At 70.0% G+C, this 18,717-nt stretch carries 15 protein-coding genes; 6 read left to right on the forward strand and 9 right to left on the reverse strand.

Going from position 1 to position 18,717, the window contains the following annotated elements:
* Positions 1-173: 173 nt before the first annotated feature.
* The 3 genes from OG430_RS19225 (at position 174) to OG430_RS19235 (ending at position 4,792) form a co-directional block, all read left to right on the forward strand.
* Positions 174-1,466, forward strand: coding sequence for an alanine racemase (locus OG430_RS19225; RefSeq protein WP_327353773.1), 1,293 nt, complete (start codon positions 174-176; stop codon positions 1,464-1,466).
* Positions 1,467-1,634: 168 nt separating this feature from the next.
* Positions 1,635-3,245 carry an N-acyl-D-amino-acid deacylase family protein gene (locus OG430_RS19230; RefSeq protein ID WP_327353774.1) on the forward strand — a complete coding sequence of 537 codons (1,611 nt, stop codon included), beginning with the start codon at positions 1,635-1,637 and terminating at the stop codon, positions 3,243-3,245.
* A 335-nt stretch (positions 3,246-3,580) separates the two neighbouring features.
* Positions 3,581-4,792, forward strand: coding sequence for a pyridoxal phosphate-dependent aminotransferase (locus OG430_RS19235; RefSeq protein WP_327353775.1), 1,212 nt, complete (start codon positions 3,581-3,583; stop codon positions 4,790-4,792).
* Between the two features lie 109 nt (positions 4,793-4,901).
* On the opposite strand, the gene OG430_RS19240 is transcribed toward OG430_RS19235, so the two are convergent.
* The 8 genes from OG430_RS19240 to OG430_RS19275 form a co-directional block, all read right to left on the reverse strand.
* A complete protein-coding gene (locus OG430_RS19240) occupies positions 4,902-5,345 on the reverse strand; it encodes an SCO4983 family protein (protein ID WP_327353776.1) in 444 nt (147 codons plus the stop codon).
* Positions 5,346-5,479: 134 nt separating this feature from the next.
* Positions 5,480-6,658, reverse strand: coding sequence for a hypothetical protein (locus OG430_RS19245; RefSeq protein ID WP_327353777.1), 1,179 nt, complete (start codon positions 6,656-6,658; stop codon positions 5,480-5,482).
* Complete coding sequence (locus tag OG430_RS19250) at positions 6,655-7,440, reverse strand: PP2C family serine/threonine-protein phosphatase (protein WP_327353778.1); 786 nt, start codon at positions 7,438-7,440, stop codon at positions 6,655-6,657. The genes OG430_RS19245 and OG430_RS19250 overlap by 4 nt, the downstream gene beginning before the upstream one ends.
* 49 nt (positions 7,441-7,489) lie before the next feature.
* Positions 7,490-8,257: a vWA domain-containing protein gene (locus OG430_RS19255; RefSeq protein ID WP_327353779.1), complete on the reverse strand. Its 768-nt coding sequence runs from the start codon at positions 8,255-8,257 to the stop codon at positions 7,490-7,492.
* Positions 8,247-9,212 carry a hypothetical protein gene (locus OG430_RS19260; RefSeq protein ID WP_327353780.1) on the reverse strand — a complete coding sequence of 322 codons (966 nt, stop codon included), beginning with the start codon at positions 9,210-9,212 and terminating at the stop codon, positions 8,247-8,249. The genes OG430_RS19255 and OG430_RS19260 overlap by 11 nt, the downstream gene beginning before the upstream one ends.
* 69 nt (positions 9,213-9,281) lie before the next feature.
* A complete protein-coding gene (locus tag OG430_RS19265) occupies positions 9,282-9,716 on the reverse strand; it encodes a hypothetical protein (protein ID WP_327353781.1) in 435 nt (144 codons plus the stop codon).
* A gap of 1 nt (position 9,717) precedes the next feature.
* Entirely contained in the window at positions 9,718-10,728 is a 1,011-nt protein-coding gene (locus OG430_RS19270; RefSeq protein ID WP_327353782.1) for a protein kinase domain-containing protein, read from the reverse strand.
* A gap of 151 nt (positions 10,729-10,879) precedes the next feature.
* A complete protein-coding gene (locus tag OG430_RS19275) occupies positions 10,880-12,718 on the reverse strand; it encodes a phosphoenolpyruvate carboxykinase (GTP) (RefSeq protein ID WP_327353783.1) in 1,839 nt (612 codons plus the stop codon).
* Between the two features lie 297 nt (positions 12,719-13,015).
* On the opposite strand from OG430_RS19275, the gene trhA reads away from it, so the two are divergent.
* The 3 genes from trhA (at position 13,016) to OG430_RS19290 (ending at position 16,154) form a co-directional block, all read left to right on the forward strand.
* Entirely contained in the window at positions 13,016-13,657 is a 642-nt protein-coding gene (gene trhA / locus OG430_RS19280) for a PAQR family membrane homeostasis protein TrhA (protein ID WP_327359147.1), read from the forward strand.
* A 243-nt stretch (positions 13,658-13,900) separates the two neighbouring features.
* On the forward strand, positions 13,901-15,487 hold the full coding sequence (locus tag OG430_RS19285; RefSeq protein ID WP_327353784.1) for a DHA2 family efflux MFS transporter permease subunit: 1,587 nt from the start codon (positions 13,901-13,903) through the stop codon (positions 15,485-15,487).
* Between the two features lie 10 nt (positions 15,488-15,497).
* Positions 15,498-16,154, forward strand: a complete 657-nt coding sequence (locus OG430_RS19290) for a TetR/AcrR family transcriptional regulator (RefSeq protein WP_442816516.1) — start codon at positions 15,498-15,500, stop codon at positions 16,152-16,154.
* A 112-nt stretch (positions 16,155-16,266) separates the two neighbouring features.
* Here OG430_RS19290 and OG430_RS19295 read toward each other — a convergent pair whose 3' ends face one another.
* Entirely contained in the window at positions 16,267-18,516 is a 2,250-nt protein-coding gene (locus tag OG430_RS19295; protein ID WP_327353785.1) for a galactose oxidase early set domain-containing protein, read from the reverse strand.
* Positions 18,517-18,717 lie beyond the last annotated feature (201 nt).

The following is an 18,717-nucleotide window of genomic DNA, read 5'->3' on the forward strand; positions in this document are numbered from 1 at the left end:
ACCAAAGACCCGTGGTGACGGGGACCTTGGGGCCCAAGTCCCCTTGTCGGACCTGGGGAGTTGGGGCTTGGCTGGGGCATCCATTGCCCTGCCGTTGGCATGGATGTTAAACATGGATAAGCGACATACGCAATGACCGTTGCAGATGATGCAACGCACCAGGAGGAGGCCCCATGGCAGCCGAAAGCGCGGCCCCGCTCGCATCCCTCGCAGGACTCGCCGACGAGCGTGTCGACTTCCGCTTCAAGGGGCTGCCGCCGGACGCCGAGGGCCTGACCGTCGGCGAGCTCGCCGCCCAGCGCCGCAACCTCTTCACCGACGGCTTCACCACCCCCGTCCTCGCCCTCTCCGCCGAGCGCGTCGAGCACAACCTCGCCCTGATGGAGACGTACTCCACCCGGCACGGCCTGGCCTTCGCCCCGCACGGCAAGACCTCGATGGCGCCGGCGCTCTTCGCCCGGCAGGAGCAGCACGGGGCCTGGGGCATCACGCTCGCCGTGCCGCACCAGGCACGGGTCGCCCGCGCCTTCGGCACCCGCCGGATCTTCCTCGCGAACGAGCTGGTCGACGCGGCGGCGCTGCGCTGGCTGGCGGGTGAGCTCGCGGGCGATCCGTCCTTCGAGTTCATCTGTTACGTCGACTCCGTGCGCGGGGTCGAGCTCATGGACTCCGCCCTGCGGTCGGCCGGGGCTTCGCGGGCCGTGGACGTGGTGGTCGAGCTCGCCGCCGGGGACGGGGCACGGACGGGTGTGCGCAGCGCGGCCGAGTGCGCGCTGGTCGCCGATGCGGTGGCCGCCGCGTCCACGCTGCGGCTCGTGGGGGTCGCCGGGTACGAGGGCGAGGTGCCCTCCGCCACGCCTTCGCGGGTCGAGGAGTATCTGGGGCGGCTGGTCTCGCTGGCAGCGGAGTTCGACAAGGCGGGGCGCTTTGCGGGGCTCTCCGAGATCGTGGTGAGTGCGGGGGGCTCCGCGTGGTTCGACGCGGTGGCCTCGGTGTTCGCGGAAATCCCCGAACTGTCCGTTCCCGTACTGAAGTTGCTGCGGTCGGGGGCGTACGTCTCGCACGACGACGGCCACTACAAGGAGCTGACGCCCTTCAATCGCGTGCCGGAGGAAGGGGCTCTGGAGCCTGCGTTCCGGCTGTGGGCCCAGGTGGTTTCCCGGCCCAACCCGGAGCAGGCGTTCACGAATGCGGGTAAGCGGGATGCGGCTTATGACCTGCATCTGCCTGCGGCTCAGGTCGTCCGTGGGGCGGATGGCGTGCAGCGGGCGGCCGAGGGGGTCGAGGTGACGGGGCTGTCGGACCAGCACGGGTGGCTCCGCACCTCGCCCGAGGCCGACCTGTCGGTCGGGGACTGGGTCGGGATGGGGCTTTCGCACCCGTGCACCAGCTTCGACAAGTGGCAGCTGATTCCGCTGGTCGAGGCGGACGGCACGGTCGTGGATTTCGTCCGCACGTACTTCTGAACCGCCGTTTTCTTCCCCACCCCGCCCCTTCCCGAAAGTCTTCGACGACTGGGGCTTCGCCCCTGGCCCCCTTTGTCCTCAAACGCCGGACGGGCTGATTTGTGCCGGCGGCAGCCTTACGGGAAGGGGCGGGGTGGGGAAAACGAAACCAAGAGAGGCACACCCCCCATGGACCTGGTCATCCGCGACGCCAAAGTCATCGACGGCACCGGCGACACCGCCTACCGCGCCGACGTAGGCATAGCAGCAGGCCGGATCGCCGAGATCCGGAAAGAGGGCGAGGGGCCCCGCCCCACCGGGACGGAGACCGTCGAGGCCGACGGGCTCGCCCTGAGCCCGGGCTTCATCGACATGCACGCCCACAGCGACCTCGCCCTGCTGCGCGACCCCGACCACAGCGCGAAGGCGGCCCAGGGCGTCACCCTGGAAGTCCTCGGCCAGGACGGCCTGTCCTACGCCCCCGTGGACGACCGGACCCTGACCCACGTCCGCCAGGCCATCACCGGCTGGAACGGCAACGGCGACGACATCGACTTCGACTGGCGCACGGTCGGCGGGTACCTGGACCGCCTCGACCGTGCGCACGGCGGCCGCGGCATCGCCGTGAACGCCGCGTACCTGATCCCGCAGGGGACGGTACGGATGTACGCCATGGGCTGGGACGACCGCGAGGCGACCCCCCAAGAGCTGGACCGGATGCGGCAGTTGGTCGCGGAGGGCATGGAGCAGGGCGCGGTCGGGATGTCGTCCGGGCTCACCTACACGCCCGGCATGTACGCCAAGGACTCCGAGCTCGCCGAACTGTGCCGGGTCGTCGCCTCGTACGACGGCTACTACTGCCCGCACCACCGTTCGTACGGCGCCGGCGCCCTGGCGGCGTACGAGGAAATGGTGGACCTGACGCGGGAGGCGGGCTGCGCCCTGCATCTCGCGCACGCCACCATGAACTTCGGCGTGAACAAGGGCAAGGCCCCGGATCTGCTCGCGCTCCTGGACGGCGCCCTCGATGCCGGGGCGGACATCTCGCTCGACACGTACCCGTACACCCCGGGCTGCACGACCCTCGTCGCGATGCTGCCGAGCTGGGCGAGCGAGGGCGGGCCCGACGCGATCCTCGCGCGGCTGCGGGACGACGAGACCGCCGAGAAGATCCGCCATCACATGGAGGAGATCGGGGCCGACGGCTGCCACGGTGTGCCGATCGAGTGGGACACCATCGAAATCTCGGGGGTTTCCGACCCGGGGCTCGCCTCCTGCGTGGGCAAGACGATCCAGGAGTCCGCCGACCAGCGGGGTGAGGCGCCCTGGGTCACGGCCCGCCGCCTGCTGATCAACGACCGGCTCGGGTCGACGATCCTGCAGCACGTCGGGCACGAGGAGAACGTCCGCGCGATCATGAAGCACCGCGTGCACACCGGGGGCTCGGACGGCATCCTGCAGGGCTTCAAGCCGCACCCGCGGGCGTACGGCACGTTCCCCCAGTACCTCGGGAAGTACGCCCGTGAGCTGGGCATCCTCTCCCTGGAGGAGACGGTCGCCCACCTCACCTCGCGGCCCGCGGCCCGCCTGCGTCTCGCCGACCGGGGCCTCGTACGGGAGGGCTACCGCGCCGACCTGGTCCTCTTCGACCCTTCCACGGTCGCGGCCGGTTCGACCTTCGAAGCTCCCCGCACCTTGCCGGTGGGGATCCCGCATGTCCTGATCGACGGCAAGTTCGTGATGCGAGACGGCAAGCGGACGGATGCCCTGGCCGGGCGGGCGGTTCGGCGGGCGGCCTGACCGGTTCTCCTTTCCCCACCCCGCCCCTTCCCGAAATCCTGCGGAGCTGTGTCCTCAAGCGCCGGACGGGCTGACTTTGTCAGCCCGTCCGGCGCTTGAGGACAGGCTTTGAAGTCGGCGGCAGCCTTACGGGAAGGGGCGGGGTGGGGTAAATCACCCACCTCGCCACGGACCACGGTTCGCAAGCCCACAACCATTCGCGGACCGGCATTCCGCTTGCCCGCCGAGGCGAGGACCATGCGATGGAAGGCCCCGCCTCGCAGGGGCACAAAGCCCGACCTCGCACGGCCGAAAAGCGCGAGCGGCACCACGAAACACGCTCGTAAAGTTGCTACATGCAGCTGATCCAGTCGACGAAGCTCGCGAACGTCTGTTACGAGATCCGGGGCCCGGTTCTCGAAGAGGCCATGCGGCTCGAAGCAGCAGGGCACCACATCCTCAAGCTGAACACCGGCAACCCCGCAGCCTTCGGCTTCGAGTGCCCGCCGGAGATCCTCGAGGACGTCCTGCGCAACGTCGGCTCGGCACACGGCTACGGCGACGCGAAGGGCCTGCTCTCCGCCCGCCGCGCGGTGATGATGCACTACCAGACGCTCGGCGTGGAGACCGACGTCGAGCACGTCTTCATGGGCAACGGCGTCTCCGAGCTCATCGTGATGGCGATGCAGGGCCTGCTCGACGACGGCGACGAGGTCCTCGTACCGGCCCCGGACTATCCGCTGTGGACGGCCGCCGTCGCACTGTCCGGCGGCACCGCCGTGCACTACCGGTGCGACGAGCAGTCCGACTGGATGCCGGACCTCGCCGACCTGGAGCGGAAGATCACCGACCGCACCAAGGCGATGGTGATCATCAACCCGAACAACCCGACCGGCGCCGTCTACAGCGACGAGATGGTGCGGGCCATGACGGACATCGCCCGCCGCCACAATCTGCTGGTCTGCTCCGACGAGATCTACGACAAGATCCTGTACGACGGTGCCACGCACACCCCGACGGCCGCGCTCGCCCCGGACCTGCTCACGCTCACCTTCAACGGCATGTCCAAGGCCTACCGGGTGGCCGGCTACCGCTCCGGCTGGATGGTGGTCTCCGGGCCGAAGGCCCACGCCTCGTCGTACCTGGAGGGTCTGACGATCCTCGCGAACATGCGGCTGTGCGCCAACATGCCGTCCCAGCACGGGGTGGTCGCGGCGCTCACCGGCCGGCAGACCATCAATGACCTGGTGCTGCCGGGCGGCCGGCTGCTCGAACAGCGGGACACGGCGTACGACCTGCTCACGCAGATCCCGGGTGTGACGTGCGTGAAGCCGAAGGGGGCGCTGTATCTGTTCCCGCGGCTCGACCCGAAGGTCTTCAAGATCAAGGACGACCGGCAGATGGTCCTCGATCTGCTGCGGCGCGAGAAGATCATGGTGGTGCAGGGCACGGGGTTCAACTGGCCCGACCCGGATCACTTCCGCGTGGTGACCCTGCCCACGGCGACGGACCTCACCGATGCGATCACCCGGATCGGGAACTTCCTCGACGGGTACTCGCAGCCGTAACGCGGCGAAGCGGCCAAGCGGCCAGGACAAGGTCTATGACACCCGGCCCGCACTTCTCTGCGGGTCCAGCGCGGGCCGGGGTCGTATGGGGGGGAATGAGCCCTCGGGCTCAGTGGGCGGCGGCCAGTGCGTCCTTCGCCGCCGGCGCCGCCGCGTGTACGTCCATGCGCTCGGCCGCCAGGATCGCCGCCGCCGTGTCCGCGCGGGATGCCGCGACGACCAGGGCCCGGCCCGCGAGGGCGTGTGCGCGCTGGTGCAGGGCGGCCAGGTGGGGCTCGTGGATCGCGGCCGCGACGGTCGACCTGACCGGGGGCAGGCCGCCCCTGAGCCGGGTGATCTGCCGGGCCAACTCCGCGGCGCCCGCGGTCAGTTCGGCCCGGTCCGCGGCGTCGCTCGTGAGGTCGCGGAGCTCGTCCGTGACGGCGAGGAGGGCGGCGAGGTGGCCGGCCAGCTGGATTTCCAGCTCCTCCGCGCGGGAGCGGTGCGGGAAGTCCCCGACGGGGTGCTGGTCGGCCGTCGTGTGGACCGACTTGGTGCGGATCGGTTCGTACATGGGACGGCCTCCAAGCTGTGGTGAAGCCATCCTAGCTTAGATTTCGTCTAAAGTTGAGCGGGGTCGATCCGGGAAGGTCGATCCGCGAAGGTCCATCAGGGAAGGCCGATCCGGGAAAGTCGTTTCCCCCGCCGTCAGCCCAGCACCGCCAGCACGACCACCAGCAGGGCGAGGACCACCAGCAGGATCGCGACCTTCGCCCCGGCCGACAGCCCGGGTGCCGCAGCGGGCGTCGGCAGCACAGGGCCCGGGTCCGCGGGCAGCGGCACGCCCCGGGGCGGCGCCGCATTGAACACGTCCTGCCCCGTCGCGGACAGCCGCGCGCACCACGGGCAGGAGGCCAGGTGTGACCCATGGGTGTGGCGGGGCCGAGCCGTGCACACCTGCACCCGCCCCCGTTCCTGGTCGAGTGCGCGCAGCCAGTCCCGTGCGGTGGGCCGCGCCTTGGGCTCGAGGACGCCGGGTCCGAAGGCGTTGCGGGCCAGGGCGAGCAGGCCCGGTGGCAGTACCGAGGGGTCGACGATGCCGCGGGGGACGACGACCTGCTCGGGCCTGACCACGTAGGAGATGCTCGCCGCGATGTTGTCCTTGACCGTGGAGTCCTCGGAGCTGTTGTGCGGCACCCCGCCGAAGGGGTGGTTGCCGACGGCGAGCAGCTGGTAGACGAGCACGGCGAGCGCGAAGTCGTCGCTCTGCACGGTGGCCGGGCCGCCCGCCTGGCGCTCGGGCGAGGAGTAGTCGGTGGTGTGCATCAGGCACGGGAAGGCCTCGCCGGACACCGGGTCGGTGAAGGCGATGGAGTCGCAGTCGAGGAAGGTGACGAAGCCGTTGCGGTCCACGACCACGTTGCTGCTGGAGAAGTCGCCGACGACCAGGCCCTCGTGGTGCATGCGCGCCGTCATGAAGGCCAGATTCCAGGCGACGCCGAGCAGGAACCGCCAGTCCGCCCGGTCGGGGAACAGCCGCAGCCGCTGCGACCTGGTGAACAGGCCGACCAGTTGCACGTGTTGGGGCTCCCCGAACCGGCGCATCGCATAGCCGAGGAACGTGCCCTGCGGGGAGCGGGCCAGCGCGGTCGGCCAGGCCAGCTCCGGCTGCTGGGAGGAGTCGACGGGCCGGTCGCCGAGCGGGGACATCGCCAGCATCCGGGTCAACCGGCGCTCCTGCTCGGCGCTCGGGCGCTCCCGGTACAGCTTGACGACCGTGCCGTGCTCGCCCTGCACCGGGAACACGGCCGCCTCGCCGCCGCCCTTCAGCGGCTGCTCGGCCAGGGTCACCAGGCGTCCGCCCAGCATGATCTGCCGCCCCGTCATCTGCGTACCGCCCTCAGAACCGTCTTGTCGTCGGCGTTGAGCGCGGAGAGCCGGTCGGAGCGGAGCAGCTCGGCCAGCTGTTCACCGTCCTCGTCGGGGTCGAGGTCCGGGCGTTCCAAGGATCCCAACACCGCTGCGACGAAGGCGGAGTTGGGAGTGCCCGCGCTGGTCAGGGCGGCCTGGACCAGGCCGTCCGTGGAGAGCAGCACACCGTCGACGCCCGGGTCGCGCACGCAGTCCGTACGCACCCAGCGGTCGGCCCGCGGTGAGGTGAGGAACACCGTCTCGTTGCTGTACTCGCTGGCCGCCTCGGCCTGCGGCAGCAGGTGGTACTGCCGCTTGCCCTCGGCGTCGGCGCCCGCCCGCACGATCACGAAGCCGTCGCCGACGCTGACATGCCCGAGCCAGTCCGGCGTGAGCACGACGACGGTGAGCGTGGTGGCGAAGTCGTCAAGGCGGGCGGCCCCGGCCACCTGGGAGGCGAAGTCGTCCCGCACCAACTCATAGGTTCGGAGCAACAGTTGATGTGCCGCCTCGCCCGCCGGGCAGGGCGCCGCAGCCGCCGTACGGCCGAAGTGCTCGACCGCGAGGCGTACCGCGAGCCGGGCGCCCTCCTGGGAGCGGGGCCTGCTGCCCGCGCCGTCCGCGACCGCGAGGACGGTGACCTCCGGCCCGCCGTCCGCGCCCCACACGGCACTGTCCCAGGCGTCCTGGCAGGGCGCCCCGGTCCGGCGGTGCCGGTAACCCTCGACGCTCACTCCGTGCGTACGCCATCCAGCCACCGGTCCAGCACCTCCCCCCTCAACAGGCCGCGCCTCATGGGCGCGCGGCTCAGGCTTCCCATGCCGGGCGCTGGGTGCGGAACTGGTGGAAGATCTTCTCGAAGACCTCGTCCCCCTCGCCCTTCTGCGCGGCGGCCGCGCTGGCCGACATCAACTGCAGCAGCTCACGGAACGGGAAGCCCTGCAGATTCGCGTTGAACGTCGGCGCGAAGGCCCGCAGCACGGACTGCCCGCGCTCGGTGATGCCGCCGACCCCGATCGCGTACAGCCTGAAGCGCCTGGCGCGCTGCTCGGCCTCCAGGACGGGGACGATGCGCTGCCAGCCGGTGGTGTAGTGGCCGGTGCCGTCCGTCGGCAGGCCGTCGGTCACCAGACAGATCTGCGGGCGGTAGTACTGCAGTCCCAGCCGGCGCAGTTCGGACTTTCGGTCCGCCACTATCCGCATGGCCAGCTCTACGCCCTCGGTCATCAGGGTCACGCCGTTCGCCACGAACCGCGGAGCCTGGAAGGCGTGTGCGGGCACGAACGGGCTGACGCCGGAGCCCGGTTGGATCCGCTGCGGACCGTGCCAGGCGGCCACCGACTGGTCGCCGAAGGTGATGACGGCGACCTCGACGCTGTAGCTGAGGCTGACGTCGCTGTGCAGTTCATGGGTCCACTCGGCGAGCGCGCCGTTGAGCGCCTCTATGGGCTTGCCCTCCATGGAGCGCGAGGTGTCGATGCAGAGGACCAGCGGCAGGCGCTGGGCGTTGTTCTCGAAGTCGAAGTCGAGGTCGGCGTACTGCGGGGCCACCGTGGGGGGCCGTTCACTGGTCATGTGCTTCTCCTGTGGGCGTGCCCCCGCGGGGCGGCAGAGCGAGTAGGACGTCCGGTTCGGGTTCTCGTGCCGGGTGTACGTCGACGAGCTCGCCGGGGGCGGGCGGCGGCAGGTCCGGATCGGTCCAGCGGACGCGGTGCAGGCAGTCGTCGAGTTCGACGTAGCCCTGCGGGTGCAGGGCGGAGCGGACGACGGCTCGTCGGCCGCGGGGCCCGGGCGGCGCCTTGGCTGCGGGCCGCACGGGGCGAGGGCGCTCAACCGGTCGCGCGGGGGCCCGGGTTGTTGCCCTGGGGCGCAAGTCGTCCGTGGTCAGGGTGGGCCCGGGCGAGGCGCGCGGGGCGGGTGGGGCACCCGAGTGGGCGTACGCATGACGCACTCCGCTGCGCCGGATCGCCAGGACCAGGAGGGCGGCGAGGACGAGGAGGGCGGCGAGGACCGCCCACAGCACCCACAGCGAGGAGTCCTCCTCCCCGGTGTCCAGTGAGTCGGCCAGCTCTGCCTCGATCAGGTCGGCGCCGGCGCGCTTCCTGTCCAGCAGGGCGCACAGTGCTCTGCCGGGGCCCTCGCAGGCCCCGGCGGCGGTGAGCTCGCCCAGGGCTTCCCGGCTCAGCGGGGTGATCACACTGTCGGGGGCCACCCCGCGCTGCTTGGCCAGGACGAGCAGGACCGTGCCGCCCTGGCCGGTCTCCGCCTCGGCCGGGACCTCGACGCGCAGCGTGCCCCGGTCGAGCAGCTCCTTGCGTGCGGTCAGCCCCAACGCCGCGGGGGCTACGTCGAGTTGGAGCGGCTTGCCCAGGGTCACCCGTTCCGGGGCGTCATCCAACTGAACGCGTACGGCCAGGCAGTCGAGCCGCTGCGAGAGCGGGCCCGCGCAGGGCTGCTCCGCCGCGGCGGCCTCGTGCGAAGTGACCAGCGCGCCGAGGCAGCCGAGCAGACCGAGCAGGCACAGGAGCATGCCACCCGGCCGAACCCACCGCGTTCCGCACCCCACGGATTCCACCCCCGATTCCCCTGGAACATCCGGCTACAGCTGGAACACCTCATGGCACCGCAGGAACATCTGCCGGGTCTGCTCGGCCCAGTCCCCCGCCATCGCATCGAAGCCGGCGGGCGTCATACGGCAGGCGAGCGGCACCTGACAGACCCCGGCAATACAGGGCTGCGGGCCGCGTACGTCCCAGACGGAGAGCATCGGGAACAGCTGCTCGGTGTTCCATGCGTTGGCCGCGGCCGCCGCGATCGCGAGCTGGTCGGGGCGCAGCCGGCGACCGTCCGTCATGAAGGCGACAAGGAGCCGCCGGGTCGTGGTGAACCGCATGGTGACGACGCGCTCCGCGGACGGCAGGTCGAGTTCCAGGTTGACGGAGTGCTCGTCGGCGGCGGACGGCACATTGGTGCGCACGGTCCAACCGCTCACCAACTCCCGCCACCGGGCCCCGAGTTCCAGCTCCCGGTCCACCTCAACGCTCCCCGCGTCCATGGCCCACCGCCCCGGCCACCATCGCGTCCGTGAGACCCGCGTCCAGGAGCGCGCGGGCATGCAGCAGCAGACAGGACGGCACCGACAGCGCGGCCGCCTGCGAGTCGGCAGCCCACTGGCGGGTGTCGAGGTCGCGTTCGCGGGCCCGGATGTCGGCGGCCACGGCGGGCGGGGGCCAGCGCGGGGCATTCGGGTCGTCCTGATCCGGCGCCACCTCCTCGAGGATCTCGGCGAGCCGAGGGCGGGCGGCCGGGTCCTTCGCCAGGCAGTGGCCGAGCAGCGGGCGCAGCCGTGGCGGCACTCCGGAGAGGTCCGGCGGCTCCTGCCGCACGCGGTACGTCACCCGGTCCCCGGAGCCGAACGGCGCGCGGCCGGTCGCCGCGAAGGTCAGCACCCCGCCGAGCGCGAACACATCGCAGGCCGGTCCCACTTGGGCCCCCGACACCTGCTCCGGTGACATGAAGGGCGGGGTGCCCATCACGATGCCGAGCTGGGTGATCGGGGTGGCGGTGCCGAGGCGCGAGATGCCGAAGTCGATGACGCGCGGGCCGTCCGAGGCGAGCAGGACATTGGACGGCTTGAGGTCACGGTGCACCACGCCGGCGGCGTGGATCGCCTGCAGCGCCTCGGCCAGGCCCGCACCGAGGAGACGTAGCTGCGCCTCGTCCAGGGGCCCGCCGGAGCGCACCGCCTCGGTCAGGGAGGGCCCGGGCACGTAGACCGTGGCCAGCCAGGGCGGCTCCGCGCCGGGGTCGGCATCGACAAGGGCTGCCGTGAAGGCTCCGCTCACGGCACGGGCCGCTTCCACCTCGCGGGCGAAGCGGCGCCGGAACACCTGGTCGGCGGCGAGTTCGGGGCGGACGACCTTGACGGCCACCGGGCGACCGGCTCGGGAGCGGCCGAGATACACCCATCCCATTCCGCCCGAGCCGAGGCGGCCCACGATGCGGTAGGAGCCGACCCGCATGGGGTCGCTGACCGGTGTCCTCATAGGCAGAGTGTGCCCGCAAATGCCGGGCCGGGAGGGGGGCACGCGGAGATTGGGCGCCCAGCCTGCACGGATCGTGGCGATAGTCAACTGCCGCGCCCCCGGGGCCTGTTGAGGCGCCGGGGGCACGGTGTGTCAGGTGTTGCGCATGGCGTCAGCCCAGGCGCTTGACCAGCGCGCGGTACTCGTCCCACAGCTCCTTCGGGGTGTGGTCGCCGAAGGTGTTGAGGTGTTCGGGGACCAGGGATGCCTCCTCGCGCCAGATCTCCTTGTCCACCGTGAGCAGGAACTCGAGCTCGGCGGCGGGGAGTTCGAGGCCGTTCGTGTCGAGGGAGTCGACCGTCGGCAGGATGCCGATGGGGGTCTCGACGCCCTCGGCCTTGCCGTCGAGGCGCTCGACGATCCACTTCAGGACGCGGCTGTTCTCACCGAACCCGGGCCAGACGAACTTGCCCGCCTCGTTCTTCCGGAACCAGTTGACGTAGTAGATCTTCGGGAGCTTCGCCTGGTCCTTGTCCGCGCCGACCTTGACCCAGTGGCCCATGTAGTCGCCCATGTTGTAGCCGCAGAACGGCAGCATGGCGAACGGGTCGCGGCGCAGTTCGCCGACCTTGCCCTCGGCGGCGGCGGTCTTCTCGGAGGCGACGTTCGCGCCGAGGAAGACGCCGTGGTTCCAGTCGAAGGACTCGGTGACCAGCGGTACGGCACTCGCCCGGCGGCCGCCGAAGAGGATCGCCGAGATCGGCACGCCCTTGGGGTCCTCCCACTCCGGCGCGATGATCGGGCACTGCGAGGCGGGGACGGTGAAGCGGGCGTTGGGGTGGGCCGCCGGGGTGCCGGACTCCGGAGTCCAGTCGTTGCCCTTCCAGTCCGTCAGGTGGGCCGGAGTCTCCTCCGTCATGCCCTCCCACCAGATGTCGTTGTCGTCGGTGAGCGCGACGTTGGTGAAGACCGAGTTGCCCCACAGGGTCTTCATGGCGTTGGCGTTGGTGTGCTCGCCGGTGCCGGGCGCGACGCCGAAGAAGCCGGCCTCGGGGTTGATCGCGTACAGGCGGCCGTCCTCGCCGAAGCGCATCCACGCGATGTCGTCGCCGATCGTCTCGACGGTCCAGCCGGAGATCGTGGGCTCCAGCATCGCGAGGTTCGTCTTGCCGCAGGCGGACGGGAACGCGGCGGCGACGTACTTCGACTCGCCCTGCGGCGGGGTGAGCTTGAGGATCAGCATGTGCTCGGCGAGCCAGCCCTCGTCGCGCGCCATGACGGACGCGATGCGCAGGGCGTAGCACTTCTTGCCGAGCAGGGCGTTGCCGCCGTAGCCGGAGCCGTAGGACCAGATCTCGCGGTCCTCGGGGAAGTGCGAGATGTACTTCGTGGTGTTGCAGGGCCACGGGACGTCGGCCTCGCCCTCCTGGAGCGGGGCGCCCAGGGTGTGCACGGCCTTCACGAAGAAGCCGTCCGTGCCGAGCTCGTCCAGGACCGGCCGGCCCATGCGGGTCATCGTGCGCATCGAGACGGCGACGTACGCGGAGTCGGTGATCTCCACGCCGATCGCGGAGAGCTCCGAGCCGAGCGGGCCCATGCAGAACGGCACGACGTACATGGTCCGGCCGCGCATCGAGCCGCGGAAGATGCCTTCCCGCCCGTCCTTGCCCTGGAAGATCTCCCGCATCTCGGCGGGGGCCTTCCAGTGGTTGGTCGGGCCCGCGTCCTCCTCCTGCTCGGAGCAGATGAAGGTGCGGTCCTCCACGCGGGCGACGTCGGTCGGGTCGGACGCGGCGTAGTAGGAGTTCGGGCGCTTGATCGGGTCGAGCTTCTTGAACGTGCCCTTCGCGACCAGTTCCTCGGCGAGGCGCTCGTACTCCGCCTCGGAGCCGTCGCACCAGACCACCCTGTCCGGCTGCGTGAGTGCTGCGATCTCGTCTACCCAGGAGATGAGCTCCTGGTGGTTGGTGGGGGCCGTGCCAGAAGAGGGAGCCGCGATGTCGCGCGCCACGATCGCTCCTAAATGAGGGATTTTTTGGAGTTGGGCCCCGTGGGGGCTGCGACCCGGATACCGCGCTCTTGGAAGAAACACAGCCGCTCATCCGGTGCCGACCGCACTCATTTGATCATCCGACGGCTTCGCCCATATGTCCAGAGGGCCTCACACGTGAGCATGCTCTCTCTTTGAGGGCCCGTCTCCTCTCTTTGAGCGGGGACTTACGGTGCCGTAGGTACCATCGAGCGCATGACCTCACCCTCGGCCGAGGCGCCGACTTCCGCAGCCGGAGCGGCGAGCCGGATCACGGACATGGAGTATGTGAAGCCCCGCATGCGCGGCTGGCTGCACGCCGGGATGTTCCCCGCGGTCCTCGTATCGGGCCTGGCCCTGCTGGTCTTCACGGACTCCACCCGGGCCCGGGTCGCCAGCGGCATCTTCGTCCTGACCGCCTGTCTGCTCTTCGGAGTAAGCGGGATCTACCACCGCGGCACCTGGGGTCCGCGCGGCGAGGCGATCCTGCGCCGGCTCGACCACGCCAATATCTTCCTGATCATCGCGGGTACGTACACGCCGCTCGCCCTGCTGCTCCTCCCGGGCAGCACCGCACGCCCGCTGCTGTGGGCGATCTGGGCGGCCGCGGTGGCGGGCATCGCCTTCCGGGTCTTCTGGGTCGGCGCCCCGCGCTGGCTCTACACCCCCTGTTACATCGCGATGGGCTGGGCGGCGGTCTTCTTCCTGCCCGACTTCATGCGGAGCGGCGGTGTCGCCGTGCTCGTCCTGGTGATCGTCGGCGGGCTGCTCTACAGCGCGGGCGGCGTGATCTACGGCATCAAGCGGCCGAACCCGTCACCGCGGTGGTTCGGCTTCCACGAGGTGTTCCACTCCCTCACCCTGGCCGCCTTCGTCGCGCACTACGTCGCGATCTCGCTGGTGGCGTATCAGTACACCTGACCTGGCAAGACCTGGCAACACCCGCAACGCAGGGCCGCGACCGACCGGTCGCGGCCTTTTGCGTGCCCGGATCCGTGCGTCCAATCCGTGCGTCCAATCCGTGCGTCCAATCCGTGCGTCCAATCCGTGCGTCCAATCCGTGCGTCCAATCCGTGCGTCCAATCCGTGCGCCCAATCCGTGCGTCCAATCCGTGCGCCCAAAAAACTTGACAGTCACTCTCACTTGAGAGCTACTCTCATTTCATGACGACGACACAGGGCACGACGACAGGCACGACGACAGACGTGGGAGTCCAGAACCTGGACCCCCGTCGCTGGTGGGCGCTCGGCGCCATGGTCGCGAGCATGCTGGTGCTCGGCTTCGACACTACGATCCTCAATGTGGCACTGCCGACGATGGCCGAGCAGCTGGGCGCCACCACCGGTCAGCAGCAGTGGATGGCCGACTCCTACCTCGTGATGCTCGCCGCGCTGATGCTCCCCGCGGGGCTCCTCGGCGACCGCTTCGGGCGCCGCAAGATGCTGATCACCGGCCTGGCGATCTTCCTGGCCGGATCGGTGGTCGGTGCGCTCGCCGGGAGCGTGGAGCCGGTCATCGCGGCCCGGGCCGCGATGGGCGTCGGCGCCGCTCTGGTGATGCCGCTCGCGATGGCCGTGCTGCCCTCGCTGTTCCCGGCACACGAGCGGGGCAAGGCCATGGGCATCATCACCGCCGCGTCCGCGCTCGGGATGCCGCTCGGGCCGATCATCGGGGGCTGGCTGCTGAACCACTTCTGGTGGGGCTCGGTCTTCCTGATCAACATCCCGATGGTCGCCATCGGCGTCGCCGCCTGCGCGTTCCTGCTGCCGGAGACCCGCGACCCGGCCTCGCCCAAGGTCGATGTGCTCTCCACCGCGCTCACCGCGTCCGGGCTCGCCGCGCTGACGTACGGGATCATCGAGGCCCCGACGCGCGGCTGGGGCGACCCGCTGGTCGTCGGGATGCTGGCCGGCAGCGTGGTGCTGATCGCGGCGCTGGTCGTCCGCGAACGCCGGATGGTCCGGCCGATGCTGGACCTGAAGCTGCTCGGCCACCGGCCGTTCCTGCTCAACACCCTTGCCGCGACGCTGGTGATGTTCATCCTCTCCGGGCTGCTGTTCCTCCTTCCCCCCTATCTACAGGCCGTGCTCGGCAACGACGCGTTCGGCACCGGGGTGCGGCTGCTGCCGATGATGGGCGGTCTGGTGGTCGCCGCCAAGGCCGCCGCTCCCCTCGTGGAGAAGATCGGGGCGCGGATCGTGATCAGCGCGGGGCTCGTGGTCCTGGCCTTCGCGGCGCTGCTCGGGACGCGGACCACCGTGGACAGCGGGTACGGGTTCACCGCGCTGTGGCTGTCGATCACCGGGATCGGCTTCGGCTTCGCGATGATGCCCGCCATGACGACCGCGCTGAACACCCTGCCGCGGGACCGGGCGGGCAGTGGGTCGGGGCTCCTGATGACCGTACGGCAGGTCGGCGGGGCGATCGGGATCGCGCTGCTCGGGTCGCTCCTCGCGAGTGCCTTCGCGGACAGGCTGAACACCGGGGGCCTGCCCGGCCCCGTCGCCGATCAGGCCAAGGAGTCCGTGGTCGCCGCCCACATGATCGCGCAGAAGATGGGCGACGCCCCGCTCGCGGCGGCCGCCAACTCCAGCTACGTACACGGAATGACCCTCGTCCTCGCGGTGTGCGGGATCGCCGCCCTGGTGACCGCGGTGCTCGCGGCGGTGCTGCTGCCCGGGCGGGACAGGGAGCCGGCGAAGGACGCGGCGCCGGCCCCGGACGTGGCCCCCGCCCGTGCCGATGCCTGAGAATGCCCTCATGGCCGCCAGTCCCCGCAGCACGAAGTCCCCTGCTCAGATCCTCAGCGAGTTCGTCGAGGCACAGCCCGCGATGGGCCTGCGCGAGCGGAAGAAGATCGCGACCAGGGTCGCCATCCGCCGCTCGACGTACAGGTTGATCGCCGAGCAGGGGTGGGACGCGACCACCATCGAGCAGATCGCGGCGGGGGCGGAGGTCTCGCCGTCCACCGTCTTCCGGTACTTCCCCGCCAAGGAAGACATCGTCCTCACCGACGAGTACGACCCGATCATGCTGGCCGTGCTGGGGTCGCGGCCCCTGGACGAACCGCCGCTGGAATCCATCCGGTACGTGATGGTCATCGCCCTCAACGCCATGATGGAAGTCCCGGACGAGCGCGCCGAGATGATCCAGCGGACCAAGCTCATGGTCGAGGTCCCGGCGATCCGGGCCCATATGACCGAGACCATGTCGGCCACTTCGCGGTTGCTCGCGGGGGCTCTGGCCGAGCGGGGTGGGCGGGCTGCGGATGATCTGGAGGTTCGGATCTTTACTGCCGCTGTGTTGGGTGCGCTGCGTGAGGTGACGATCGTGTGGGGTGAAGGGGGCTTCGAGGAGGATGTGGTGGGGCTGGTGAATCGGGCGTTGGACATGTTTACGCAGGGGCTGACGTTGTAGGGGGCGTGCGGGTGGGGGCGGGGTGGGGTGGGGATTTTGTCCCCGCCCCGCCCCTTCCCGTAAGGCTGCCGCCGGCTTCAAAGGATTGTCCTCGAACGCCGCACGGGCTGAATTAGCAGGCCCGACCGTTTCCGTCCGGGTCCAGGCCCAAGGGATCGTCCTTGCCGTTGAGCTTCAAACGGCCGTAGTTGTGGTTCTTGAGCCAGGTGCAGCGGGCCTTGGTGGTGTCTGCGACCTCGGGCGGGAATGCCGTCGGGACGCAGACGTTCGCGGAGCCGTAGTGGCGGTCGCAGCCTGCGATCGTGGGGCTCACCGGGGCCGAGTCGCGCTTCTTGCCCGCCTTCTTCTCCTTGCCCGACGGGTCGGACGCGAAGTCGTGGACGTGCGCCGCGGGGGCGTCCTCGGCCAGCGCGGCCGGGCCGCCGACGTGGACCCACTCGGCCACCGACGGCACCCCGTTCGCGTCGACCGCGAAGAGCATGTACCAGCCGGGCGGGGCCAGGTTGGGGTTGGCGGTGACGTTCAGGTCGATGTTGTTTCCGTCGACCGTGAGCGGCAGGTCCACGAAGCGCTGGTTCGGGTCGGAGGAGTGCGTGACCGCCGCCGGGCGGATCAACTCCGCCTTGGCGATGGGCCGGTCGACCGTGATGCGCTGCGTGTCGCCGTACGTCCACTGCTTGTCGATCACCGAAGTGATCTTCGGGCGCGGGCCCTTGAAGAGGTACGGCGGGGTGTAGATGGACACGTCGTGGTTCCAGGTTCCGTTGCCCGGGTTGTCGCCCGTCGTCATCACGCGGCCGTCGGGCAGGAGGAAGGCTGACGAGTGGTAGCCGCGCTCCTCCGGGTCGGCCGCCACCGGGTCGAAGGTGTTCGTCACCGGGTCGTAGAGCGAGGACTCGTAGACCGGGTCGGCACGGTCGTGCAGGGCGCCGCCCGTCTCCAGGACCTTGCCGTCCGGAAGCAGCACCGCGGAGACGTACATCTTGCCCTCGTCACCGGTCTGCGGACGCTTGCCCGCACCCTGGTCGACGGTGCCCTGCGGGATCAACGGGCCATGTACGTAGGCCGGGTTGGCGGCCTTCAGGTCGATGATGTCGACCAGGCGGTTGGCCACCGGGTTGACCTCGTTGTTGCCGCCGCCCATCGTGATGACCTTCTGGTCCTGGGCGGGCGGCAGCAGCACGCTCGCGGACTCGTCGCGCTGGTCCTTGTTCTGCAGGCCCGGCACGTCCGTGATCTTGTTCTGGCCGTAGTCGTAGAGCGAGGCGCCGGTGCCCGGTGTGCCGTTGCCGAAGGTGTGGCTGCCCGAGTAGAAGAGACGGCCGTCCTGCATCAGGATCATCGACGGGTACAGACCCCAGTACGACCACGTCTGGTTGACCTCGTTCAGCGGCAGCCACTTCCGCTGGGCCTCGGAGAACTTCTCGGCCGTGACCGAGCCGGTCGAGTCCTCCTTCAGGCCGCCGAAGGAGATGACGTCACCGTTGCCGAGGACGGTGGCGGACGGGTACCAGTGGCCGTCGTTCATGTCGTTCGTCTTGATGTAGGCCTCGGTGGCCGGATCGAAGATGTACGAGTCCTTGTAGCCCTGGTAGCCGATCTTGCCGTCGGCCGTGGGGAAGCCCTTCGTGCCGCTCATCACGAGGACCTTGCCGTCCTGGAGCTGGACGTGGCCGGCGCAGAACATGTCCTTGGGGGTGGGGATCTGCTTGTACGTCCCCGTCTTCGGGTCGTAGACGGCCGAGGTGAACTTGCCCGCCTCGAAGGCCGCCTTGTCGTTGCCCGAGCCCGCGATCAGCAGGATCTTGCCGTTGTTGAGGACGACCGAGTGCATGGACCTGACCGGGTTCGGGGTGGCAAGGACCTCCCACTTGCCGTCCTTGCACTGCTCGGGGGTGCCCGTGCAGCCCGGGTCGACCACCGGGGGCGGGACCTCTTCCATCACGTAGTCGTCCGTGGTGACGGAGCCCGTGCCGTAGACGGAGACGCCCCAGGAGATCTGGTCCGTGTTCGGCGGGACGGGGGGTGTGCGCACCTCAGCCTTGGCGTAAGTCCCGCTGACCGGGAGGGTCTTGAGGTCCGTCCAGTACTGCCAGCCGGCCGTCTTGTCGTGGCGGAACAGGGTCATCGACGCGTCGGGGGTGGTGGATTTGTACCAGAGGGAGAGGTCGTACTGCTTGTCCGGCGTCGCGGCCGGGGAGCAGGTGGCGTTCTCCGTGATCAGGGCCTTGCGGTCGCCGTCGACGCGTCTGGTGAGCGCTACCTTCATGGCCTTCGTGCCGGAGTGCGCTTCCGCTTGTCCGGTGGTGGTGAAGGTGTAGTCGTTGTTGCCCCAGCCGGATTTTTCCCAGCAGTCGGGCATGTCCGTGCCCGGGGCTCCGGCGGTTTCGAAGCCTGGGTTTTTGATGAGGTTGGGGGCTGCGCTTGCCCCCTGCGGTGGCGTGGCCAGGAGGAGCCCTGTAGTCAGGGCTCCTACCCCTATCAGGGCTGATCTGCGGCGTGGTTTCACTTGCTTGTCCCCCTTTTGGTGCGGCTCGTGTGTGGTTCCGGTTTTGTTTCCCCC

The sequence above is a fragment of the Streptomyces sp. NBC_01304 genome (genome assembly GCF_035975855.1).
In the GTDB taxonomy this organism is placed as follows: domain Bacteria; phylum Actinomycetota; class Actinomycetes; order Streptomycetales; family Streptomycetaceae; genus Streptomyces.